Here is a 24,752-nt window from a genome sequence, read left to right as displayed (position 1 = left end):
TAAATTACTTCTTCTTAACCCCCAATTTAAGGTTGTCAAAAGTTGAAACGTCTATTACTTCTTCGGCATCGGTATCAAAAGAAATATTGATACTATCGCCTACTACTGTTACAGGCAGTTCGTTTGATAATTGTGAAGAACCGATAAATATCTTAGGGTTTCCGTTTACGGTAAAGTAATAGAAACTGTTACCATTCTTAATATCGCTCTGTATACGCGTCACCACCGTTTTAAGGTTTGTTCGGGTATCTTTATCATCAGGGTTAATTCGGTTTCCAGCCATGTTGTACACGTTTTTAAACGACATGAGTGTTTCACGCATTGTATTACCCACACCTACTATAGTATAGTCGCCAATTGCAACCATAGCATACATTTTCACCAGTCCGCCTTCATCTTTAAGCGTCATAACATAGGTTGGAATACCGTTAATTGTATATGGCACAGGCAGCGAAGCATGGTAACCTTTCTCCTGCACTTTACCTTCGGCAGATCTTTGTGCAGCATATTCTGTAGCACCGCTTTGATTATACATCGTAGTTTCTTTAGTACGGGTATCTACCAATACAAAACCTACATTAGATTCTTCTTTACCTACAGACGACACTCCTGTATACCAATATGAACGACCGTTTTCACCATAAACCAGCGTAAGGTCTTCGGTAATCATCAATTTATCAGTATTTGCCCAGTTCCAGTAGCCGTGTACATATTCTCCCCAATCGTTCATCTGCTCTATAACAAATGATATCGGCTGAATCCTGTCTACCCACTTAGGTGCATCAGCAACTGAATATTCTTTAATCTCTCCGTTTTGTGCGTCAATCAATACCACTCCTGTGGCGTCGTCTCCGGCAAAACCAACTTTACGGCTGTACTTTGTAGCTACCCAATACGGCTTGCCATCATTGTCAATCTCGAAATTAAAATCGGCTAACCCCGTAGTAGCATAGCCGTTAAAGTACGCATGCCTCTCTATCTGGCTTCCGAAAAAAGCTTCCGGCTGGTATTTAATTTTAAGGTCTTTTCCGTTAAGCGTCTGTACTAGCTTTACATCGCGTTCATTGGTAGCCGATACCATTACGTAACCTTCGGTACCTTCTGTATTGTTAAGCCATTTAAAGAAACCTGAATGCAATAGTGGCGCAATCCAGTACAACTCGTCACCCACTTTCTGGATAAAGAATTCTCCTAACTCACTTTTACTACCCAGTGCCGGGTCAGACCCTAATATCTTTTCACCCAACAGGTAGGCAAGCTGCTCATCTACCACCCTTACTTTATTGATAGCGATAGGCGCAATATGGTTACTCATATCGTTACCTACTTTCACCTTACCTATCATTTCGCGATATGCCTGGTTATGAAAAATTGGAGCACTTGTAAGAAGCGGCAAAATGGTAACATAAAGCAATAAGATAAAAGCAACAATAAAGGCGATCTTATTGCCCTTATTAAATTTAAGCGACAGCTTATTGTTTTTAGTTTCGGCATTTGCAGTAAGAAAACTACCAAGCACTAAAAGAAAGATAAGCAGTATTGCAAATCCGGTAAAACCGTAATTAATTACAGGCAGGGCTGTATAAAAAAGTAAAAATCCAATTAACAACAATACTCCAACGACTAATGGCTTCCTCATGTTTTGTTTATTTATGATTATCTGGTTATACTTATTTGTACGTAAAAGCAGGTGTTTTGTTACAAAAAATCTCACATTTATTTATACATTGGTTTTTATACCACCGTTAAAAATAAAAAAAAGTATAATTAAAACTGAGTTTAGTTACTAAATCCACAAAATGAGGTTTACCGTATTTTATTTAGATATACTTAAGAAGGTTATGCTTATTTTTGTAAAAATGCCCACAAAATAGATGAAACTATTAATTGTAGAAGACGAGCCCAACCTGCTTTCCATTTTAAGAAAAGGACTGGCAGAAAAAAACTATGAGGTAAGTGCCGCACTGGATGGCACTACTGCGCTTTCTATGCTGGCAGCGTCCACTTTTGATGTCGTCGTATTGGATGTTATGCTGCCCGATATTAATGGTATAGAAATTTGCCGCCGACTTCGTGCCGCAGGAAATTATGTACCCATACTTATGCTAACCGCGCTTGACAGCAGCGATAACGTGGTTACAGGCCTTAACGCAGGTGCCGATGACTACATGGCAAAACCCTTTAAATTTACCGAGCTTGAAGCCCGTATAAATGCACTGGCCCGCCGTGCACAGCAGGAACACCGTCCGCCCGAAGTTATTACTATAGAAGACCTCGAAATAGACCGACTTTCTAAAACCGTAAAACGCGGCGACGATGTTATTTCGCTTACCGCAAAAGAATTTAAGCTACTGTATTATTTAGCCAAAAATTCGGGGATGATACTATCCCGTGAAAAAATATTGGACAACGTGTGGAATATAAATTTCGACATGAATACCAATGTAGTAGATGTATATATTAACTACCTGCGCAAAAAAATAGATAAACCCTACGAAACCAAACTCATCCATACCATTAAAGGCCTGGGTTACGTGGTAAAAACATAATATGCAGATAAGAAGAAAAATAATTGTCACCTACATTACGCTTTCGGGCCTCAGTACACTCTTGCTGTGTGTTGTGGTGTTTTTTCTTTTTAAGCAGAACAACCAATACTATTTCCTGAAACGCCTTCAGGACAGGGCAAAGATCGTTGCTTCAATACACTACCAGAACGATCCTGAAAAAGCCCGTTACTATCGCGAGCTTAAAAAACACGGACTGGAAGAGCTTATAGACGAAAACGACTTTGTACTTAAGGTTAACGGTGCTAATTCTTTTGAATACAATACCGCGCTGCACCTACCTCATGAATTTTATGAGGAAGCCATGAAAACAGGAACCTCCTGGGTGATGCAGGAAGAACACCGTTATTATTACGCGCAGATCTTTGAAGAGAACGGACTTAAATACATGGTAATTGTAACCGCAAAAGACCGACGTGGTAATACAAGTACCATATATATAACCCGTATTATGCTTTTTGGTGGTATAGGCTTTATAATCCTAGCCTATTTTTTTGGACGCTTTTTGGCAAGGAGGGTTATCAATCCCGTTTCAAGGATCACTAAAGAAGTAAAACGCATTAGTGCTTCTAACCTGCATAATCGCCTTCCGCTTCCAGGACTGGATGATTCTGATGAAATTACCGACCTGACCAAGACTTTTAACGATATGCTCGACAGGCTGGAAACTTCGTTTGAAATTCAGGCGAATTTTATCAATAATGCTTCACATGAGTTAAAGACACCAATTACGACGATTCTTGCGGAAACCGAGATTGCACTTCTTAAAGAGCGTGACCCCGAGGAATATACTATTGCATTAGAGAGCATCAGCAGGCAGGCATCGCGCCTCAGCAATTTAACCGAAAGTTTATTAAAGCTTACACAGACTGGTTACGATGGCACGAAACAGGTTCAGGATATTACACGCATAGACGAATTGCTTATGGATGTAAAATGCGACCTTGACAGGCTTTACCCTAACAACCGCATAAGCATTAAACTTAATGATATGCCTGAAGATGAGAATCTGCTTATGCTGCCCTGCAACAGGCCTTTACTGGAACTTGCTATTGGCAATATTATTAGCAATGGCGTAAAATATTCAGACAATGAAGAGGTTTTTGTTTCGCTTACCGCAGATACAAAAGATATTAAAATTGTTATTACCGATATAGGTATTGGCATTCCGCCCGAAGACATTCCATATCTTTATGAACCTTTTTTCCGTGGCAAAAAAGCATCACGCTACACAGGCTATGGTTTAGGTTTACCTCTCGCTATGAAAATTATACGAATGCATAGTGGTGAATTGATTATTCAGTCGGAACCCGACAAGGGAACCGTGGTAAGTATTGTCTTTCATAAAGATAAGATTAAAAAATCTAATGTAAAATCTTAGGATTTTCTAACGTTATTTTAAGTCCGCTCTTATTTTAGGGTTGTTAGTTTGTATGTATAACCGCAAAAAGATTATACATCATGAAGAACATACTTGTCCCTACAACGCTGCAGCATGATACTTTATATTCTGTAAAAGCGGCCATTAAACAATCGGCCGGCGCAAATTGCGTAATCACAATGGTACTTCTTAATGAAGCCCCGGAAGCTGAATCGGCTGCCTATTTTTTACGTAAAACAAAATACACTAACACTACTGCCCAATCGACGGTTTTAGAAAACTGCCGAAAGGCTGCCTATGCCACCGATAATTGCAGGCTGGAAATTCACAACCAGTACGGATTGTCTGCACCGTTGCTAAAAAACCTACTTGAGCATCTGGGTACTAACCTGATTATAATTCCGGCATCTTATAAAAAAGAGACAGGTAAAATACATCACCACTTTCTGGGACTTCTTGCCAACAGCAGGATACCGATGCTACATCTTACTATAGATTGCCAGGAGAGTGAATTTAATAAAGCCCTTTACCTGGAACACAACAAAAACCAACTGGACGTACAACAACTACAAAAACACATTAATACACAGTTTAGCTTTAAAATTGTAAGCCAGGCTACAATAAGCGAACAATACCCGGCCGAACTAGGTTCGCAGATTACAGAAGCAATATCAAAAAACAACATCGACCTGCTTATTGAAACACGTAAGCCGGAAAAAATAAGGAATAAAAAAGGGATTAACGTAAACGACACACTTGGTTTACCCGTGTTGTCTATTTACGAAGAGGCTGTGATATAATGACGAGTGATTCCGTTTAAATTAAAATGAAAAGATTATGCTATTAAAGAAAAGAATACCGCTAAAATATGTGCTTGGAAAAATTAAGGTTGAGCTTGCGCTGGTTATAGTGTACACAATAGGATTTGAGATAATTCACCACTTTTACCATGCCATCTCTATAAACATACCTATCGCAGTACCTACTATTATAGGTACTATTATATCGCTGCTACTGGCGTTTAAATCGAACCAGGCGTATGACCGTTGGTGGGAAGCCCGCATTGTATGGGGTGCAATAGTAAATGATTCTCGATCGCTATTACGTCAGATCATTACCTTTTACGATGATCCAACCTTTTCTGTAGAAGCAAATGAATTTAAAGAAGGTTTTGCAAAAAGGCAGTCGGCGTGGTGCTATAGCCTTGCCCAGTCTTTAAGAGGTAAAGATCCAATAAAGCCAATACAGACGTTACTGTCAGAGAAAGAGTTGCGTTTCGTAAAGAACCATAAACATGTACCTAATGCAATCCTTATGCTCCACGCTAAAGAAATAAAAAAAGCAAAAGACCAGGGAAAAATAAACACCTACCAACAGGTAGAGTTAGACAATACGTTAACAAGATTGTGTGACTGGATGGGTAAATGCGAACGTATCAAGAATACAATATTCCCTACTACCTACAGCATGTACATACGTTTTACATTGTTCCTGTTTATCTTGTTATTGCCGTTTGGACTTACAGATTACTTAGGATGGATGCAGATTCCTGTTATAGCAACTATTGCTGCTGCATGTTTTCTTATCGAGAAAATGGCTATACACCTGCAGGATCCGTTTGAGAACAGGCCTACAGATACACCAATGATATCTATCTCTAATAATATAGAAAGAAATCTTATGCAAATGGTTAACGAATACCGTAACGAGTTCGAAGATGAGGCAGTACCCACAGATGACAAACTGCACCATATTCAACCCGTTAAGAATGCTTACTTTGTGCTTTAGTTTTGTTCATATACTGTTAAGTGTTGAGCCGTTCCCGAAAGGGGGCGGCTTTTTTTTACACCCTTTTGTACATGTTCTTGCTTAACCAGCTTTCAATTTCTTTTCTGGTAGTAAAGTTTTCGGGAAGTTCCCTCTTTACCATTTTTTCAACCCTGTTAAAAGACTCCAGCGATCTGTGCCCGGCTACTTCCATAAAATGATTTATAAAGTCCAGCACCTGATAACCGTTATTGGTATTAATAACATCATCAGCCCTACTATTTTCATATCTGTTTGCTTTATCCGCATCAGACCATGAATAGTTACATTTAAGCGAAAATTTATCAAAATCAGACATAACAAAAATACTTTTGACCATCACAAATTAGGAGCAGATGGTACGTTAGACTATATGTTTTTTGGTACTGTAAAGATAGATTAGCTACACGATTACATGTAAGCATTTTGTAAAATAATTAACAAAAAAAATCCCTCCGAATTGGTGGGATTTAATTAAAAAATATTTTTAGGAAAACCCTGTGGGCTTTAATAAGGTCTTTCAAAAGTAGAAATTATAAATTATACTGCAATAAGCCAATATGTTAATTATTGTGTTAAATATCAACCGCAACACAATAAGCAATGTTACCTAAAAATATCAGCGACTGGTAATCGCAAAAAATCCTTATTTTTGCGGAGCAAACAAAACAGAAACAAATACCTATAATATGAAAGCATATGTATTTCCGGGACAAGGTGCCCAGTTTACAGGAATGGGCAAAGACCTTTACGAAAAATCGGCCCAGGCAAAAGAACTATTTGAAAAAGCGAACGAAATTTTAGGTTTCCGCATTACCGATATTATGTTTGAAGGCACTGCCGAAGAACTAAAAGAAACCAAAGTTACTCAGCCGGCAGTATTTTTACATTCGGTTATACTGGCAAAAACTTTAGGTGACGATTTTAAGCCCGAGATGGTAGCCGGACACTCATTAGGCGAATTCTCTGCACTTGTTGCTGCAGGCGCACTTACTTTTGAAGACGGATTAAAACTGGTATCGCAACGTGCCCTTGCTATGCAAAAAGCATGTGAGATAACGCCATCTACAATGGCTGCAGTACTAGGCCTTGAAGATAAAGTAGTGGAAGATGTATGTGCAACTATTGATGGCGTTGTTGTACCGGCAAACTATAACTGCCCGGGTCAGCTTGTAATTTCGGGAGAAACTGCAGCCGTTGAAAAAGCATGTGTTGCCATGAAAGAAGCAGGTGCAAAACGTGCTCTTATATTACCGGTAGGTGGTGCTTTTCACTCACCAATGATGGAACCTGCACGCGAAGAACTTGCAGCAGCTATAGAAAAAACAACATTCAGCACACCGGTTTGCCCTGTGTACCAAAACGTGCCTGCAAGCGCGGTTACATCTCCGGACGAAATTAAACAAAACCTGATCATACAGCTTACTGCTCCTGTAAAATGGACACAGTCTGTTCAGAACATGGTTGCCGATGGCGCTACATTGTTTACAGAAGTTGGCCCGGGTAATGTACTACAGGGGCTTGTAAAGAAAATTGCTCCTGAAGCACAGACAGCAGCTGCAGTTTTAAGTTAGCAGTCGCAGTGTTCAGTAGACATTTGCAGTAATCAGTATTCAGTGCGCAACGTTTTGTAATTTCAAATGAAGCGCAGCGGAATTGAGAAATCTTATAATAAAGATTAAAAATTTTTCTTAGTCAGAATAAAACAGCACTCATAAAAAATCCCTAACACAAATGTGATTAGGGATTTTTATTTTCTACCTTTAGGTTAAAACCTTATCGTTATGAAAATTAAGATCTTTTTCCTTATCGCAATAGTCGCCTTTGCCATAACGGGTGCTGCTATCTTTGTTAATGTAACAAACGATCATAAAGAATGTTCAGATATAACTAAACAGGTTACCGATGCCGATGGCAATATTGTAACAGTAAAAGAACACGTTTGCAAAGAGAAGTTTAATTTATAATTACTTCACCATAAGCTTCATCAGCCCACGGTTATGTATTTCATATCCTTTAGAGAGGTATAGCTTTTGGGCTACAGTATTATGTCCTTCTATTTCAAGGTAAATTATCTTTACCGATAAAGACCTGGCTTGTTTGGTTACAAAATCTAGTGCCTGCTTTCCAAAACCGAGTCCGCGTGCCTTTTCTGAAATAAATAATTCATCCAGAAAAGCAATTCTACCTTTGTATTCAAACGAGAATACAAACGTCATTATCACATATCCAACAGGCTCATTTTCTTTTAATATAACCCATCCCCTTCCCAAAGAATCATTCTCAAGAAATTCATGCATAAGTCCGCGTGATACATCAGCATCAATCGGATAATTATCTATCGCGTAAAATTCTTCCATCATAGCGATCACTACCGGAATATCTTGGGCTTCTATAGGTTTAAACACAGCTTCCATTAGTCTTCAATATTTTTAAGTATAATATTTACAGCACCACGGTTCATGCGCACAAAAGTATCGGCTACGTGGCCAGTTTCCCATCTATAATCGTCGTTATACACAAGCGATGAAAGGGCATCATTCATTTCAGCTTTATCTTTCACTGCAAGGCAGCCTCCCATACTTACCAAAGCCACAGCCTCGGGGAATTTCTGGTGATTAGGCCCAATAATGATTGGCACACCAAAAGCAGCGGGTTCTAATATATTGTGCAGACCGGCAGTACCAAAACCGCCGCCAACATAAGCCACATCGGCGTAGCTGTAAATTTTGGTCAGTATCCCAATAATGTTGATAATAAGCACATCATATTCTGCAAGGTTTTTACCTTCTTTTTCAGAGAACAGTACCACTTTTTTACTCAGGCTATTTTTGATATCAGCAATATGATCTGCTCCAATGGTATGTGGCGCAATAATGAATTTTGTATCGACTGCTGTATTTATAAAATCGGCAAACATCGCTTCATCTTTGGGCCATGAACTACCAAATACAACGGTTACTTTATCATTTTTAAATTCTTCAATAAATGACAGGGTGTTATCGCGTTCCAATATTTCGCTAACACGGTCGTAACGGGTATCGCCGCTTATAGTTACATTCGTAAATCCAATTTTATGCAGCAGCATTTTAGAACTTTCATACTGCACAAAAAAGTGTGTGAATGTTTTTAACGCCTTTCTGTAAAAACCGCCGTACCACTTAAAGAACATCTGGCTTTCCCTGAACAGTCCCGAAATAAGATACACAGGGACATCTGCTTTTTTAAGCTCATTAAGATAGTTAGGCCAGAACTCATACTTAATAAAAAACACCTTTTGCGGATTTACCATTGCCACAAACTTTTTGGCGTTGGCAATGGTATCCATTGGCAGGTATACAATTACGTCGGCAGTGGTGGCATTTTTACGCACCTCGTATCCCGAAGGCGAAAAAAAGGTAACTACAATTTTATGATCGGGGTGCAGTGCCCTGACTTTTTCCATAACCGGAAGCCCCTGTTCATATTCGCCAAGCGATGCAGCGTGAAACCAAATAGTCTTATCACCCGGTTTAATTTTTTCTTGTAAAGTGGCAAAAACTGTCTTTCTGCCATCAACAAAAAGCCTGATCTTGGGGCTAAAAAGTGCTACTATATTCAGTACAGATTTGGCAATTAGAGTAAGGATGTTATATAGAAAAAACATAGGCTTAAAATTGAGGTGCTAAATTACATACTTTATGCCATTTTCATTGGCAGGCAGTCATTAAATTAGTAGTTTTGCGTTGATTAATAATTTCTGCACAAATGAAGAAAATCCAAATGGTTGACCTGAAAAGTCAGTACGACCAGATTAAAGATACAGTAAATGCTTCCATTCAGGAAGTTTTAGATACCACAGCATATATTAACGGACCACAGGTACACAGTTTCCAGAAAAACCTTGAAACCTATCTTGATGCAAAACACGTAATTCCGTGTGCAAACGGAACCGATGCGCTTCAGATTGCTATGATGGGCCTTGACCTTAAACCGGGCGATGAGGTTATTACAGCCGACTTTACTTTTGCTGCTACCGTTGAGGTTATTGCGTTGCTTCAGCTTACTCCGGTTTTAGTTGATGTTGAGCCGGATACTTTCAACATTTCTGTTGAAGCGATCAAAAAAGCTATAACGCCAAAAACAAAAGCAATTGTTCCCGTTCACCTTTTTGGGCAGGCTGCCGATATGGAAGCTATTATGGCACTTGCCACAGAGCACAACCTTTATGTTATTGAAGATAACGCACAGGCTATTGGTGCCGATTATAAATATGCAGATGGTTCTAAGAAAAAAGCAGGTGTTATAGGCCATGTGGCTTCAACCTCTTTCTTTCCATCTAAAAACCTTGGCTGCTATGGCGATGGTGGTGCAATTTTTACAAATGATGATGATCTTGCACACAAACTTAGAGGTATTGTAAACCACGGTATGTATGTTCGCTACCACCACGATGTTGTAGGCGTTAACTCGAGGTTAGACAGTATTCAGGCAGCAGTGCTTAATGCAAAACTTCCAAACCTTGATACTTATAACGACGCAAGGCAAACAGCTGCCCAGAAATATAGTGATGCTCTTGCAGGCCACGCTAACATTGTTACTCCGGTAATTAAAGGCGACAGGGACAGCCACGTGTTCCACCAGTATACATTACGTATACTTAATGCTGACAGGGACGGACTTATGCAGCACCTTCTAGACAAAGGTATTCCGTGTGCTATTTATTACCCTATTCCGCTTCACAGTCAGAAGGCATACGCCGATGCACGTTACAACGAGGCTGATTTTCCGGTTACCAATCAATTGGTAAAAGAAGTTATATCGCTGCCAATGCACACTGAACTGGATGATGAGCAGATTAAATTTATTACCGACAGCATTTTAGAGTTTCTGAAATAAAGTTAAGAATTGTTCGTTAACAGTTGCTGGACAGAAGTTGCCATCAACCGACAACTAACAACCGGCAACCAATAATCAACCAAAAAACATATTATGAAAATTCTTGTAACAGGCGGCCTTGGCTTTATCGGTTCGCACACTGTAGTTGAGCTTCAGAACGAAGGCTTTGACGTAGTTGTGATCGACGACCTTTCGAACTCTTCTATTGATGTTCTTAAAGGCATTGAAGCTATTACAGGCAAAAAACCTGATTTTGAACAAATAGACCTTCGCGAGAAAGCGAGCGTTAAGGAGTTCTTTAAAAAATACAGCGATGTATCGGGTATAATTCACTTTGCAGCGTCTAAAGCTGTGGGAGAAAGTGTTGAAAACCCATTATTATATTACGAAAACAACCTTGGCACATTAGTGTACTTATTACAGGAAATGCAAAGCAAACCTCAAGCACACTTTATATTCAGTTCGTCATGTACCGTTTACGGACAAGCCGAAACAATGCCAATTACAGAAAATGCACCGATACAGCCTGCTATGTCTCCGTACGGAAACACGAAACAGATTGGAGAGGAAATCATAAAAGATGTAGCCAATGTAAGCGGCATTAACGCAATACTTTTACGCTACTTTAACCCCGTTGGGGCTCATGAGTCGGTAAACATTGGTGAGCTGCCAAAAGGCACTCCTCAAAACCTGGTACCGTTTATTACGCAAACAGCAATGGGATTACGCAAAGAACTATCTGTTTTTGGTGACGACTACCCAACAGCAGACGGTACATGTGTTCGTGATTACATTCACGTGGTAGATCTTGCCAAAGCACACGTAACAGCATTACAGCGACTGGTTAAAAAAGCTAACCTTGAAAAAGTGGAGGTATTTAACCTGGGAACTGGTACGGGAAGCTCTGTTCTTGAAGTTATTAATGCTTTTGAGAAAGTAAGCGGTCAGAAACTTAACTACAAAATTGTAGACAAACGCCCCGGTGACGTTACAGAAGCTTATGCCGATACCGAAAAAGCAAACAATGTATTAGGTTGGAAATCTCAGCTTTCTTTAGAAGATGCTCTTGCTTCTGCATGGAAATGGGAGCAAAAAATAAGGAGCTAGTTAGTTCACAGTAAATAGTGTTCAATAAACAGTCTCATAAATAACAAAGAATCCGAAGCTTATGCTTCGGATTTTTTTGTTTTATAACTAGTCAACGTATTACACCGGCATCATACCCGTGGTGATGGCAATACGATTCCAGCCGTTAATTACAATAACCGTCATAATAACCTGCGCAGTATATTTTTCGCCAAGAACAGCTACCGCCTCATTATAGGTTTTATCAGAAACATGGTTAGAGATAAGCGTAACTTCTTCGGTTAAGGCAAGTATAGCCTGTTCTTCTTTCGTAAAGAAAGGAGTGTCCCTCCAGGCACTTACGGTATAGATGCGTTGTTCTGTCTCGCCATATTTTTTTGCATCTTTAGTGTGCATATCAAGACAGAAAGCACAGCCATTTATTTGAGAAGCCCTTATCTTAATAAGTTCTTTATGTATATTGGTAAGTTCTGTTCCTTCAAGGTATTTAGAGATTGCAAGCATTGCATTATACCCTTCCGGTTCTGTTTTAAAAAAGTTCATTCGCTTTTCCATGATATTAGTTTTTAATTTGTTATGTGATTTGTACATGACAAATTTCCATCAACTAACCCTCAAAAAACTTAAAGTAGATTAAGAAATGAAATTCCTTTAAAATTATTCTTTTTTAGCGCGGAGCTTACTTAAAAATTCGGGCGTAATGCCTAAAAAAGAAGCCAGCATATATTGAGGCACACGCTGCACAAACCACGGATACTTTTTATTCATGAGATGGTACTGCTCCTCTCCCGTAAGGTTAAAAATATAATGAATACGCATTAGCTGAGCCGAATAGGCCTTTTCTGCCACATGCCTAAAGTAACGTTCCATCTGCGGAAGCTTTGAAAACATTTCTTCCTCATCCTTTTTATCAAGAACAATAACTGTGGCTTTCTCTGTAGCCTGTATACAATAACCAGATGGAAGCCCGCTTTTATAACTGGCGTAGTCTGTTATCCACCAGTCTTCGATTCCGAATTGTATCACCTGCTGTACGCCTTTGGTAGTGATGAGGTACATCCTGAAGCAGCCGTTTAATATAAAATAATTCTCATGGCATACCGTCCCGCTTTCAAGCAAATGCTCTTTCTTTTTTACATCCCTTACCGTAAGCAATGAGGTTAAGACATCGGCTTCGGCATCGGTAAGGCTAACATGTTTTCGTATATGTGTAACAATTGCATCGAACATAACACTAAGTATATATAGGCGAAGATACAAATTACACCCTTTTATAAATATTGTGTAACTTGCGCAACGCTAAAATAATTATACAATCAAGATATGAGATTATTACGACTGCTTGTCTTATTACTTGTCCTGCCTGCCTATGCGCAGCAAGGCGGTATGTGGATACCTTCCCTGCTTAAGGGAATGAATGAAAAAGAAATGAAAAGCCTGGGCATGAAAATGACCGCTGCCGACATTTATGATGTAAACAATTCGAGCCTTAAAGATGCTGTACCGCAATTTAACGGCGGGTGTACATCGGAGGTTATCTCTTCAAAAGGATTATTGCTTACCAACCACCACTGTGGTTTTGGCGAGATACAATCCCATTCTACTGTAGACCACGATTACCTTGCTAACGGATTTTGGGCGATGAGCCTTGCCGAAGAGCTGCCAAACCCGGATCTTGAGGTTACTTTTATTGTACGAATTGAAGATGTAACCAGCCAGGTTCTTGAAGGCGTGGTTACACTTACAAACGAAAAAGACAAACAGAAAAAAATACAGGAAAACATTACGCGCCTTACCAACACGCTTCCTAAAGAATCGTGGCAGGGTAACAGCATACGTACATTTTACGAAGGCAACCAGTACATGCGTTTTGTGACCGAAACTTTTGAAGACGTTCGCCTTGTAGGTGCACCGCCATCATCAATTGGTAAATTCGGATCGGATACCGACAACTGGGTTTGGCCAAGGCATACAGGCGATTTTTCGCTTTTCCGCATCTATGCGGGTAAAGACAACAAACCGGCAAAATATTCTAAAGACAACGTGCCGTATACTCCAAAACACTTCTTCCCTGTATCTATAGACGGTGTTAAAGAGAATGATTTTACACTTGTATTTGGTTACCCGGGCAGGACTACAGAGTACCTTCCTGCTGTTGCGGTAGACCAGATCGTGAACAGCCTTAACCCGGCTAAAATAGAGATCAGGGAAGCGGCCCTTAAAGTTGCCGACGGCTTTATGCGTAAAGACCAGGCCATTAAAATTCAGTATGCTGCCAAATATGCAAGCATTGCCAACTACTGGAAAAAATGGATAGGCGAAACACTGGGCCTTAAAAAAACAAATGCTATTGCTATAAAAAGAGCATTCGAAAAAGATTTCCTTGCTAAAGTCGCCAAAGCCGGCAAACAGGCAGAGTACGGAAACCTGATCGCTGATTTCGAAAAGAATTATACCGAGATTGCACCCTATGCATTAAGCAGGGATTACTTTACCGAAGTTGCCCTTCGTAATACAGAACTTCTTACGGTAGGTTATAGGTTATACCAGTTGGAGCAAATCTTCAATGCACGTGGCGAGCAATCATTTAACGACAGGCGTAACAACACTATTGCCAGCCTTGAAGAAACGTATAAGGATTTCAACAAAAATGTTGATGAAAAAATATTCGAGCAGCTTATAGAACTTTACGCTACCAAATCACCTAAGCAGTTTCTTCCGAAAGAGCTGAACACCACTGATTTTAAAGGAATGACTACCGAAGTATACGGACAGTCTAAACTAACTTCATACAGCGGTGTAAAAGCATTGCTTGAAGGCGATGCAAAAACCGTTATTGCACGCCTTAACCAGGATAAAGGCTATAAGCTTATAAAAGCTATGACCGATGCCTATCTGGCAAACGTTGCGCCTAAACATGATGAGATCAATTTAAGGATCGCTGCTTTACAGCGTACGTATATGAAAGGCATATTAGAACTGAGCCCGAAAGATGCACGCATTTTCCCCGATGCTAACAGCACCCTGCGTGTTACATACGGTAAGGTAAATGGCTATGAGCCTAAAGATGCTACGTACTACAAGCCTGTTACCTACCTTGATGGTGTGATGGAAAAATATGTGCCGGGCGATTATGAATTTGATGTGCCTCAAAAGCTGATAGACCTTTACAATGCTAAAGATTATGGTCCTTATGCCGACAAAGGCAAAATGCCTGTCTGCTTTATTGGTACTAACCATACTACCGGCGGTAACTCAGGAAGCCCTGCTATAGACGCAAAAGGAAACCTTATAGGTTTAAACTTTGACCGTGTTTGGGAAGGAACGATGAGCGACATTCATTACGACCCGTCTATTTGCCGTAACATTATGGTAGATATGCGCTATGTTTTATTTATAATAGATAAGTATGCCGGGGCAAAACACTTGGTAGACGAGATGAAAGTTGTAGGTAAATAACTCCCTATTTTTACGTTAAAAAAACGGAGTGCAAATATCAAAAAGCTGTCTTAAGAATATCATGCGGGCATGTACAGAAAAAACCTAATGTCAAAATGCAATACGATGCCCGCAAACCATTGATTTTAAAGGGAAAAAGATTTATAAAAAATTTTGCACGAAATATTTTGTGATATCAAAAAATTTATATCTTTGCTCCGAATTAATAATTAACCTTTATAATTTAGTAAGATGAAAAAAGTTGTTTTAAGCCTAGCACTAGTAGCTATGATGAGCGTTGTTTCTTGTAAAGATGCAGCTAAAGAAACTGAAACTACAGAAACAGAAGTAACTACAGAAACTGAAACTGCTCCAGTTGAAGAAACTGCACCAGTTGCTGATTCTGCTACAACTACTACTGTAGATTCAACTACTACAACTACTACTGCTCCTGCTCACTAAGAATTTGCAAGGCTAGTAACACTAGTTAAAGTATTGAAAGCTTCCGCAATGCGGAAGCTTTTCTTTTTTACATCATTTTGCATTTATCCGAAGCATAAAAAAAGCCACTCCTTAAGAGTAGCTTAATAACAATAGCAAACGGTTATTTTTATTAATTGATACTACCCAGTATCGTTCCTACTGCAAAATCAGATGCACTGCATCCATCGGTACCAAAAAGACCGTCAGAACCTTTACAGCCTGCAAAATTCCAGTAACCGCGGTCACGGAACAGAGGCCCTTTACCCGAAGCTCCCCATGTACCGCTAAAATTAAATTCGGTTTTCTCGCAGCTCATCTGTAACAGGTTGTTCCAAGCGCCAAATTCATCACCTGCATCCGCCGGATTCCTGTAATCGCCATAATAGGTACACTCAAAACCAAAGAAACTGCTTGAACGCGAATCGTGGTACATTCCATGTGCTTTTTTACCAACAAAAGCAACAAGCCTTGTTCCTGCTGCTACATTCCTCCAGTCTTTAGTGTACCAGCCACCATGCTGAAAATAAGTAACAGTAACGATTCTCTGCGTTGATTTTTTAAACTGTATAACTACATGTTCCCAGTCGTAATCATGACCACCCTGCCCTGCTGCGCAAGGTTCCTGGCGTTTGTAGGTAAACCAGTAATCTATAAATACCTTATCGGCGTCAGAAGGGTGCTGCTGCACGTCATAATATGTCGGAAAATTTGGTGCCGATGGCGACACTGCATTTGTTAACGCAAGGGTTGAACCACAGTTAATAGCCGAAGGGTTAGAACTTGCCCAGACATCCTCTACAGACGTAGGGTAATCCGGTGCGGCACGGTCAAACTTCACAAGCGGCGCAAATTTAGACGCCCAGTTTGCAGCATCGTTACCTGTAATTTTTGTGCTGCTTTCGCTGCACCCACAGTTAAGGAAAGGATTTACATTCACAACCGCTTTTGCCTTAGTATTAAATACTACTTCATCGACTTCTTCAAGCGACGCATCTGAACACTGGATAAATAATAGTAGAGAGAAAGCTCCCAATACTTTTAGTACATTTTTTTTCATTTAGATTGATTTAGTTGATTGGACTTATTTTACCGTTTGCTATTGTTTAAATAATCATTGTAAACAAAGGACAGCAACGTATGTTAAGTACAGCCTCCCAAATCATTTTAAAATTATCAGGCTAACGTTACGAATATTAAATATTTAGACGAATTTTTTACATCATAAATAATTATATAAATATTAAATATGGTACCCATTACTTTTTACCAAAAAACAAAAAGCCACTCATTAAGAGCGGCATTCATTCTATATATTTTTTTCTAAAACTTATACCCTACGTACACACCATATCCGTTGCCCGCAATTTGGGGTAGAATGGTTATATCTTTCTTCTTTTTAAACGGGTTCCACTTGATAATCGGATCCAGCATATATACCAGCTTAGTTACCAGTATACCAATTCCGGCTCCTACAACGACATCGCTAAACCAATGTGCATTGTTCATAATACGCATTGTACCGGTAGCAGTAGCAAAGGCATATCCGCTGTATGCTAATAACGGACTTGTATCTTTAAACTCCTCATACAATACCGCTGCCGTTGTAAAAGCCTGGGCTGTGTGCGCTGATGGAAACGACCCGTCTCCCATTTCAACATCAGGGCGTATTTTATGTACATTGTCCTTTAATGAATTAATTACAAAATCGGTAATAATGTATGATATAGCCAGGTTTTTTGTCTGGTCAAACCAATGGTTTTTAGCTTTTACGCCAAAAGCATCGGCAGCATACAACTGCACTATAGGTGCATAGCGGGTGTAGTCGTCAATCTTGGTGTGAAAGTTATTACCCAAGGCATCCTGCACCTCGTTTTTTACAGAACGCTCAAAAGCACTTTTGCTTATTAAAACTCCAACCGCTATCATAGATACCGGTAAAACAGTTTTTCGGATAAAACCGGGTTTTGCCTTAGATTGCAGTACCAGCGAATCCTTCTGCTTGTTTTCGGCAACAGCCTGTTGCAGCGATTTGGGTGGATCGTGACGCTGCTTAGACGCAACAGAATCTTTGGCCTTTACTGCCGGGATATTAAATTCTTTAAAACGTACCTTATCTTTTGGTTCCGAAAGCGAATCGGTTTGTGCCATTGCGGCAAATGAAGATATACCCAAAACAACCGATAACAAAAATCCTCTTATTCTCATTCTAGTTCCATATAAATTAAACTATTCCACACACATGCATTCCTTGGCATTATTACGCTGCATCAAAATCAGACAACAGCCCAACAGCCTCAATTTGTTTTGTTATATAGTAGGGATAATAAAGATTTGGCTTTCGCCGAATGTTAAAAAATGAAACGGAACAAAATGCCCTTTTAAAATTAAACACAAAATAAACAGCTATACTTTAGCATATTACAACGTTGTAATATAAACAATTAGTATGCCCAAAAATGTTAAATATGAATGCTGTAAACAAAAAAATGCCGCTAAGCAAATCTTTAGCGGCATTTTGTAAGAGTAGGTTTGTTATACTGTTCTTCTTGTAATAAATTTATCTTTCAGCCATTTCCTTACTGGCTCATCATATAGCTTAAGCACGGCATACGCCAAAAGTACAAAGAATATACTCAGACCTATAGCGACATACCATATAGTTATGGTATCCGGTTTTTCGGCATATATCCACGATGTATAAATGTAGATGAAAGGGTAATGCAGTATGTAAATAGGATACGAAATATCGCCGGAGAACTTACAAAGTTTCGCCCGTTTTCCGTTTATGCTACCCCCTGCTCCCGCCGCAACGATAAGGGGGAAAGCAAAAATAATAACAGCTGCTTCGTACAAACCGTTGAACCTGAAGGTAGGCAGGCAGAACAACACGGTTAGGGCTACCGAACACCACAAATAAGCATTTTTAATCCTGATAAGCTTCCCTGTACGGAAAAGCAATAGACCCGCAAAAAACGGGAACATCATCCTGACAAAGGCTATCCAGAAGGTATCAAAGCCCCAGCCCGTACCAAGATTGCCACGCCACGAAGCCGTTATTGTCAGTGCTATGGCACATATAATCACGAGTATCCATAAGGCTGTCCTGTTTAGCTTCCTGCCGATAACAGCATATACAAGGTTGGCTATGTATTCCTGCAACAGCGACCAGAATGGCCCGTTGATAGAGTGTGTTTCATTCCAACCCCTCACATCGGGCACCGGTAGTAATGTCATTGCAAGCAGGGTTATGCCCGTCACTTGCAGAAAACTAAATTTCTGTACACTCTCCGTATATGGATCAAGCAATATACAGGCACCGGCAATAAGCGAACTAACAATTACCAACGGATGCAACCGTACCAGGCGTATCTTAAAAAAGTCTTTTATAGTCATTCTTTCCCAGCGGTCATCATAAGCATAACCAACTACAAACCCCGATAGCAAGAAGAAAAAATCGACCGCTAAAAAGGCGTGGTGCATGGGGTGGATGTTTACATCGGGGTAAATTGCCTCAATCAGATGGAAGATAACAACCAGAATGGCTGCTGTTCCGCGCAGGCCATCAAGAATTGGGTAATGCGGCTTCATCTGCTATTCCTGATGATTTTTTAACCACTCAAGCCTTCTTTGGTCCGGAAGGTGCTTCACTGTGAAATTCTCAAATTTAGCCTCAAAGCCGTTTCCATCCGGGCAGGCAGCCATAAGCCCCACCATCACCGGAGTATTGTCCTGTAGTGGCGCGTTACGGGTCATAACATAGGTCTTATCATCATACGAGTAGAACACCTCAACAGCATCCAGCCTGCGTACTACTTTTATCCATACAAATGGCGGTGCTTTATCAAGGGTAGTTACGCTCCAGTCGCTTTTATCATGTGTTACAACAGTGCTGATATTAAATTTACCGTCTACGAATTCCACACCTGTTTTTATATAGTTCTTTTCGTCGATGCGAAGCATGAGCCCCATCTGGTCAAAACGGACTTTGTATGCGCCTGTGATCTTTACTTTAGCTTCAAATTCACCGCCATAGGTAGTGTAATAAAACGGAGCATCATCTACCGTAAAGCCATAGTGCGATATGCGCCAGTAGTCGCTTTTTGGGGTAACCTGCATGGTTAGTGCATTGTTTTTAATTTCCCATTTTGCAGGCTCGTTAAACCATTGCATTTTTTCGAGGCTTTGCGCCAAGGCTGCTTGCAGGGACAGTAGCGAAACTATCCCAATAAAAAATTTCTTCATAGTGTTTGGTGGTTGATTGAAAAAAGGGCTGCAACAACAGCTACAACCCTTGTATTTGTAAATATATTCTTTATTTTAATATGAATTTTACTTTCGATTTGATATCTGAAGATGATGCCCCGATGATCGCTTCAAAATCGCCGGGCTCTGCAACCCAGTCATGTTTTTTGTCGTCAAAAAAGCTTAATGCCGATTTATCGAGAGTAAAGGTTACCGTTTTTTCTTCGCCCGCTTTAAGAGTTACTTTTTCGAAACCTTTCAGCTCTTTTAGAGGACGCTCTAATGATGATTTTACATCGTTTATATACAGCTGAACTATTTCCTGCCCGTCCCGCTTGCCTGCGTTTTTTACTTTAACAGAGAAGGTTATTTTATCTCCTGCTGTCATTGCTTTTTTGTCGGAAGTTACTTTTCCGTAGGCAAACGTAGTATAGCTTAACCCATGCCCAAAAGGGAATAACGGTTTTATGTTTTGCTTGTCTGCCCAACGGTAACCTACAAATAAGCCTTCGGTATATTCAACCTCATCACCACCCGGAAACTGCCCAACAGAATGCGCAGCATTATCGGCAAGCTTTACAGGAAAGGTAAACGTAAGTTTACCCGACGGATTTACATCGCCCACCAACACCGAAGCCAATGCCGTACCGGCTTCTGTGCCTAAAAACCATCCCTGAACAATACCCGGCACCTGGTTTATCCACGGCATAGCCACTGCATTACCCGATACATTTACATACACCAGATTCTTATTTACTTTAGCCAGCTCTGTAATCAGTTCGTTCTGGTTGTACGGAAGCTCTAAACCTTTACGGTCGTTACCTTCACTATCCTGAAAATCGCTTTTATTCAATCCGCCCACAAAAATTACGATGTCGGCATCCTTAGCTGCCTTTAAAGCTTCGGCTTTTAGCTCCTGAGCAGAACGGCTGTCAGCAAGATTCTGACCCGAAACCACACCATTATAATCGCCACTTGCATCGCCTACATAACCACGTGCGTACACCACCTCAGCCTGATTACCAATTCGTTTTTTCAATCCGTCAAGCGGAGATATCTCATACTTCACTTTCAATGAAGAACTTCCACCACCAACAGTCATCATTTTAATAGCATTCTCACCAATAACAGCGATTTTTTTAGTCTTCGCCAGGTTGATAGGCAATATGTTGTTTTTATTCTGAAGCAGCACAATACCTTCCTCAGCGATCTTGCGGCTCGCAAGCGCATGCTCCTCGGTACCAAAAGAACCCCACGGCCTGTTTTTGTTCATTGTTGTAAGGAAAGATAATCGAAGTATGCGTCGCACTTTATCATCAAGCTCTTTAGTACCAACTTCACCATCTTTAATCATCTTCAGGTAGGGCACCGCCAGGTAATAACTATCATAAGCGTTACTTTTACCCCACGCAAGACCGTCGGTCCAGCTGCCAAACTCCATATCGAGTCCGTTATAAATAGCCTGTTTGGTATCGTGTGTTCCACCCCAGTCGGCTACAACAGCACCTTCAAAACCCCACTTACCCCTAAGGATATCGTTAAGCAGGTATTCGTTATGGCAAGCCTGCTGCCCTTTGTATTTATTATAAGCCCCCATTATCGTCCACGTTTGCCCTTCCTGAACCGCCGCTTTAAAAGCCGGCAGGTAAATTTCGTACAGTGCGCGGTCACTAACAACCACATTTACGCTATGGCGATTGGTTTCCTGATTGTTCAGCGCAAAATGCTTTACGCAAGCGGCTACACCGTTAGACTGTACACCCTGAATATACGGCACCACCATTTTTGATGTAAGAAACGGATCTTCGCCCATGTACTCAAAATTCCTTCCGTTAAGCGGACTACGGTAAATGTTTACACCCGGGCCTAACAGTACATTTTTGTTTCGATAGCGAGCTTCTTCACCAAGCGACTTTCCGTAAAGTTTCGCTAAATCCCTGTTCCATGTTGCTGAAAGCGCCGTAAGGGCAGGAAAAGCAATACAGGAATCATTTGTCCACGCTGCCTGAGACCATTCGTCCCACATTACCTCAGGGCGTATCCCATGAGGGCCGTCGGTCATCCAGTTTTCAGGGATGCCCAATCTTGGTACGCCCGGCGAGCTGAATTTAGACTGCGCATGTATCATGGCTATCTTTTCTTCAAGGGTCATTTTAGCAAGGGCATCTTCTACCCTGTCTTTAATAGGTTTATTATCATCCAGGTAAACAGGCACAGTGGTTTGCGCCTGCATCCCGGATGAACCCAACAAAAGAGATATAACAATTACTCTAAACTTTTTAAGCATGTTTGTATATTTTAAAGTGATCTTATTTTTTTTGTAAAACTATAACGTTATAGTACACGCAGAATTTCTACACCAAAAAAAGTAGTGAATCATAAACAAAAAAACACTGAATATCAATATATTAAACATATACTGACACCCAAAAAAAGTAGTAAAATAAAAAGGGAAATTTAGCTTTTAGAAGCCATTATACCGATTTTTGAAACCATAATTTCAAAATCGTCGCGGGAAACAGCGGCCTTGTTCCTGGCCTTAGTGCGGTAGTTGTAAATAGTACTAAGTGAGTATCGAAGAAATGCAGCGATCTTTATGCTGTCGGTAATACCCAAACGAACCAGTGCAAAAATACGCAGTTCGGTATTTAGCAGTTCGCCCTGTTTAACGGTCACCTGCTCCTCGGGAACAAGAAGCGCGTTGAAATCTTTAACAAAGGTAGGATACAGGTTAACAAAGATAGTATCAAAGGTTTTATACAATTCGTCGATCTCGTTATCCACTACTGTGGTCGATTTAAGCATTTTGAACAATTCGTCCATCTGCTTATCATTCGCTTTACGGTTAAGCGATTTGCGATAATCCTCCAGTTTGTTAATATACGTAGAGCACAGATCGAAGAAATGTGCAATGTATTCCTCCTTTATGTGATTGGATTCCCACAGCTGTGTATTGCTTTCGTGTAACTGCGCATTAGCATTGGTAATATCGGCATTTAGTTCTGCAAGCTTTTGCCCGGTTACAGCCAGTTCTTCCTTAATGCGCGATACCTTTTTCATTTGTTTGTATACATATACAATGGCAATAATAAGGAATAGCGAAAGGATGCTGATCAGGACAAGATACAACTGCAACTGGCTTTTGCTCTTCGCTTCTTTATCAAGATACGTTGTGTTGATAATGGAATACAGTTCTGACATCTGTAACGTCCTGAACTTTACATTGCAAAAGATAGCATCCTCAATAGCCGATTTGGTGAATTTATAAGCGTTATCTATATCGCCCTCTTCATAATATAACAATGCAAGATTCTGAATCGCCGCATTGTCTTTAATAGCATTCTTTATATCAGCAGTTGCCGAGATGGCAAAATAATCTTTCTGGAGTTCTGCTTTGCCCTGAGTACCATAAATATCACCCAACAGATAAGCAAACATCGCATAGTCGGCATTTTTTTCTTCAGAAGTATTCAGCAACTGCAGCAGGTCTCTTTCTGCCTTGTCTAACTTTTTATTGTAGATGTCTTTCTGCGCCTGTACGATCTTATATTTTACAGATGATGGATTAAGCACTCTCAGCAGTGAATCCCTGTAGATTGCTATGCTTTTAAAATAATCTTCGTTATAGCTGTTGGTAGCGTAATGTTCAAAAAACTGACTGTAGAATTCATAAAACTCCGGAAGAAGCGATGCAGGAAGTCTTTTGCTACTGATGTTTTTAAAGATACTTTCGGCTTCCCTGAATTTACCAGAAGACGAATACAGGTTTGCAAGCTGGATATTTGCCTCGTCCTGCAATGCTGCATTTTTTTGCGAGGCCGCAATGGCAAGATTGCGCTGCACATAGAATATAGCCGAATCTAACTTAAACTTACGGTATTCTTTATACAGGCTTTTATTCACCTGGTATTCCTGCAGCGAAGGAAGCCCGCTTTCGTTGATTTTTTTAAGTCCGCTTATACGCTGTTCCCTTTTTTTCGAATATTCCTTTTTGTTTTTTATGGCAGCATTTAGTTCGGCAAAAATAGCACGGCTGTTTTGGGCAGCGGCTATTGTACCAAAAAAGAGGAACAGTATAAAAAGTAGTTTTTTCACGAGGAGCATTAAAAGGCAAATGTAGTGAGGTAGTGGGAGAAATAATTTAGATCCAAATTACAAATTTCTGTTATAATCTTAAGACAGTACTGAAGGATTAAGCACATCTTCCAGATTACCTCTTTTCAGCAAATCAGAAATTGTTTTTTCAATACATTCCCGCGTCAGGACTTTTACAAATAAATCAGGAGGAACTATATAAAGCCCTGCCAGTTCTTCACCCGAATTCTGATTAATTTTCTCAATAGTTTCAAGAAATTTGTATGTCCACACATTAATTCCATAACGTCTGCCATCAGGAAGATCCACAATAACATTACATAATTCATTCTCCATATCGGAGTCTGAATAATCTGAATGTTCAAATTCAAGCCACAGTATAAAGTTATGTTGATTCGTATTTTCCATATGAACAATTAGGTAATTAAATGAAGAATTATGGAAGCATCTAAAAACAAAAAAAGCCTCAAACTTTCGTTTAAGGCTTCTTGTACTCAAGGCGGGACTTGAACCCGCACGGGCATTACTACCCACTGGATTTTAAGTCCAGCGTGTCTACCAATTCCACCACTCGAGCATTATTAGTAGTTTGAGCGAAAAACGGGATTCGAACCCGCGACCTCAACCTTGGCAAGGTTGCGCTCTACCAACTGAGCTATTTTCGCATTGGTTACCGCTGTTTGTATCAGTAATTCGGTTGCAAATGTAGCACTAAATTTCAATTCTGCAAACGTTTCCTGAAAAAAAATTCACTAAAAAATATAACTTTCTGATAA

Annotated in this window: 23 protein-coding genes and 2 tRNA genes; 10 read left to right on the top strand and 15 right to left on the bottom strand. The window is 40.1% G+C overall.

Going from position 1 to position 24,752, the window contains the following annotated elements:
* Nucleotides 1–4: 4 nt before the first annotated feature.
* Nucleotides 5–1,639, bottom strand: a complete 1,635-nt coding sequence (locus tag ALW18_12555; GenBank protein AOE54405.1) for a hypothetical protein — start codon at nucleotides 1,637–1,639, stop codon at nucleotides 5–7.
* A 235-nt stretch (nucleotides 1,640–1,874) separates the two neighbouring features.
* On the opposite strand from ALW18_12555, the gene ALW18_12550 reads away from it, so the two are divergent.
* The 4 genes from ALW18_12550 to ALW18_12535 all read left to right on the top strand — a co-directional run bounded on the left by ALW18_12550 (nucleotide 1,875) and on the right by ALW18_12535 (nucleotide 5,736).
* Entirely contained in the window at nucleotides 1,875–2,549 is a 675-nt protein-coding gene (locus ALW18_12550; protein ID AOE53278.1) for a transcriptional regulator, read from the top strand.
* 1 nt (nucleotide 2,550) lies between these two features.
* A complete protein-coding gene (locus ALW18_12545; GenBank protein ID AOE53277.1) occupies nucleotides 2,551–3,948 on the top strand; it encodes a histidine kinase in 1,398 nt (465 codons plus the stop codon).
* A gap of 80 nt (nucleotides 3,949–4,028) precedes the next feature.
* Nucleotides 4,029–4,748, top strand: coding sequence for a hypothetical protein (locus ALW18_12540; protein ID AOE53276.1), 720 nt, complete (start codon nucleotides 4,029–4,031; stop codon nucleotides 4,746–4,748).
* A 37-nt stretch (nucleotides 4,749–4,785) separates the two neighbouring features.
* Nucleotides 4,786–5,736: a hypothetical protein gene (locus ALW18_12535; protein AOE53275.1), complete on the top strand. Its 951-nt coding sequence runs from the start codon at nucleotides 4,786–4,788 to the stop codon at nucleotides 5,734–5,736.
* 55 nt (nucleotides 5,737–5,791) lie between these two features.
* Here ALW18_12535 and ALW18_12530 read toward each other — a convergent pair whose 3' ends face one another.
* Complete coding sequence (locus ALW18_12530) at nucleotides 5,792–6,073, bottom strand: hypothetical protein (GenBank protein AOE53274.1); 282 nt, start codon at nucleotides 6,071–6,073, stop codon at nucleotides 5,792–5,794.
* Nucleotides 6,074–6,443: 370 nt separating this feature from the next.
* Here ALW18_12530 and ALW18_12525 point away from each other — a divergent pair, with 370 nt between their 5' ends.
* Together ALW18_12525 and ALW18_12520 are read left to right on the top strand one after the other, a co-directional pair.
* A complete protein-coding gene (locus tag ALW18_12525; protein AOE53273.1) occupies nucleotides 6,444–7,328 on the top strand; it encodes an ACP S-malonyltransferase in 885 nt (294 codons plus the stop codon).
* A gap of 210 nt (nucleotides 7,329–7,538) precedes the next feature.
* On the top strand, nucleotides 7,539–7,721 hold the full coding sequence (locus ALW18_12520) for a hypothetical protein (GenBank protein AOE53272.1): 183 nt from the start codon (nucleotides 7,539–7,541) through the stop codon (nucleotides 7,719–7,721).
* On the opposite strand, the gene ALW18_12515 is transcribed toward ALW18_12520, so the two are convergent.
* Nucleotides 7,722–8,171 carry a GCN5 family acetyltransferase gene (locus ALW18_12515; GenBank protein AOE53271.1) on the bottom strand — a complete coding sequence of 150 codons (450 nt, stop codon included), beginning with the start codon at nucleotides 8,169–8,171 and terminating at the stop codon, nucleotides 7,722–7,724.
* A complete protein-coding gene (locus tag ALW18_12510) occupies nucleotides 8,171–9,400 on the bottom strand; it encodes a 3-deoxy-D-manno-octulosonic acid transferase (protein ID AOE53270.1) in 1,230 nt (409 codons plus the stop codon). Before ALW18_12510 ends, ALW18_12515 begins: the two co-directional genes overlap by 1 nt.
* Before the next feature lie 101 nt (nucleotides 9,401–9,501).
* Here ALW18_12510 and ALW18_12505 point away from each other — a divergent pair, with 101 nt between their 5' ends.
* Complete coding sequence (locus ALW18_12505; GenBank protein ID AOE53269.1) at nucleotides 9,502–10,632, top strand: transcriptional regulator; 1,131 nt, start codon at nucleotides 9,502–9,504, stop codon at nucleotides 10,630–10,632.
* A gap of 93 nt (nucleotides 10,633–10,725) precedes the next feature.
* A complete protein-coding gene (locus ALW18_12500) occupies nucleotides 10,726–11,739 on the top strand; it encodes a UDP-galactose-4-epimerase (GenBank protein AOE53268.1) in 1,014 nt (337 codons plus the stop codon).
* 99 nt (nucleotides 11,740–11,838) lie between these two features.
* Here the strand turns inward: ALW18_12500 and ALW18_12495 are convergent, their stop codons facing one another.
* Entirely contained in the window at nucleotides 11,839–12,273 is a 435-nt protein-coding gene (locus ALW18_12495; GenBank protein ID AOE54404.1) for a hypothetical protein, read from the bottom strand.
* Between the two features lie 102 nt (nucleotides 12,274–12,375).
* A complete protein-coding gene (locus ALW18_12490; protein ID AOE53267.1) occupies nucleotides 12,376–12,948 on the bottom strand; it encodes a cyclic nucleotide-binding protein in 573 nt (190 codons plus the stop codon).
* Between the two features lie 93 nt (nucleotides 12,949–13,041).
* Between ALW18_12490 and ALW18_12485 the strand changes: the two genes are divergently transcribed.
* Together ALW18_12485 and ALW18_12480 are read left to right on the top strand one after the other, a co-directional pair.
* A complete protein-coding gene (locus tag ALW18_12485) occupies nucleotides 13,042–15,177 on the top strand; it encodes a peptidase S46 (GenBank protein ID AOE53266.1) in 2,136 nt (711 codons plus the stop codon).
* Between the two features lie 231 nt (nucleotides 15,178–15,408).
* The gene (locus ALW18_12480) at nucleotides 15,409–15,618 is read left to right on the top strand and encodes a hypothetical protein (protein ID AOE53265.1); all 210 of its coding nucleotides are present in this window, start codon (nucleotides 15,409–15,411) and stop codon (nucleotides 15,616–15,618) included.
* Between the two features lie 151 nt (nucleotides 15,619–15,769).
* Here ALW18_12480 and ALW18_12475 read toward each other — a convergent pair whose 3' ends face one another.
* From ALW18_12475 to ALW18_12435, 9 genes are all read right to left on the bottom strand, one after another.
* Nucleotides 15,770–16,696, bottom strand: coding sequence for a hypothetical protein (locus ALW18_12475; protein ID AOE53264.1), 927 nt, complete (start codon nucleotides 16,694–16,696; stop codon nucleotides 15,770–15,772).
* 263 nt (nucleotides 16,697–16,959) lie between these two features.
* Nucleotides 16,960–17,664, bottom strand: coding sequence for a hypothetical protein (locus ALW18_12470; protein AOE54403.1), 705 nt, complete (start codon nucleotides 17,662–17,664; stop codon nucleotides 16,960–16,962).
* Nucleotides 17,665–18,171: 507 nt separating this feature from the next.
* Nucleotides 18,172–19,227 carry an acyltransferase gene (locus ALW18_12465; protein AOE53263.1) on the bottom strand — a complete coding sequence of 352 codons (1,056 nt, stop codon included), beginning with the start codon at nucleotides 19,225–19,227 and terminating at the stop codon, nucleotides 18,172–18,174.
* A 3-nt stretch (nucleotides 19,228–19,230) separates the two neighbouring features.
* Nucleotides 19,231–19,881 (bottom strand): hypothetical protein, encoded by a 651-nt coding sequence (locus ALW18_12460; protein AOE53262.1) that lies wholly within the window; start codon nucleotides 19,879–19,881, stop codon nucleotides 19,231–19,233.
* A 70-nt stretch (nucleotides 19,882–19,951) separates the two neighbouring features.
* Entirely contained in the window at nucleotides 19,952–22,168 is a 2,217-nt protein-coding gene (locus ALW18_12455; protein AOE53261.1) for a glycosyl hydrolase family 3, read from the bottom strand.
* A 170-nt stretch (nucleotides 22,169–22,338) separates the two neighbouring features.
* Nucleotides 22,339–23,976: a hypothetical protein gene (locus ALW18_12450; protein ID AOE53260.1), complete on the bottom strand. Its 1,638-nt coding sequence runs from the start codon at nucleotides 23,974–23,976 to the stop codon at nucleotides 22,339–22,341.
* Nucleotides 23,977–24,054: 78 nt separating this feature from the next.
* A complete protein-coding gene (locus ALW18_12445; protein AOE53259.1) occupies nucleotides 24,055–24,384 on the bottom strand; it encodes a hypothetical protein in 330 nt (109 codons plus the stop codon).
* Between the two features lie 80 nt (nucleotides 24,385–24,464).
* Nucleotides 24,465–24,553 (bottom strand) — tRNA-Leu (locus ALW18_12440).
* A 12-nt stretch (nucleotides 24,554–24,565) separates the two neighbouring features.
* Nucleotides 24,566–24,641: transfer RNA gene (locus tag ALW18_12435), tRNA-Gly, on the bottom strand.
* Nucleotides 24,642–24,752: the final 111 nt, after the last annotated feature.

Origin of the sequence: Flavobacterium psychrophilum, from assembly GCA_001708385.1 — a bacterium.
Lineage (GTDB): Bacteria > Bacteroidota > Bacteroidia > Flavobacteriales > Flavobacteriaceae > Flavobacterium > Flavobacterium psychrophilum_A.
The sequence above is the reverse complement of the archived record's forward strand: the minus strand, read 5'-3'. Positions and strand labels throughout refer to the sequence as shown.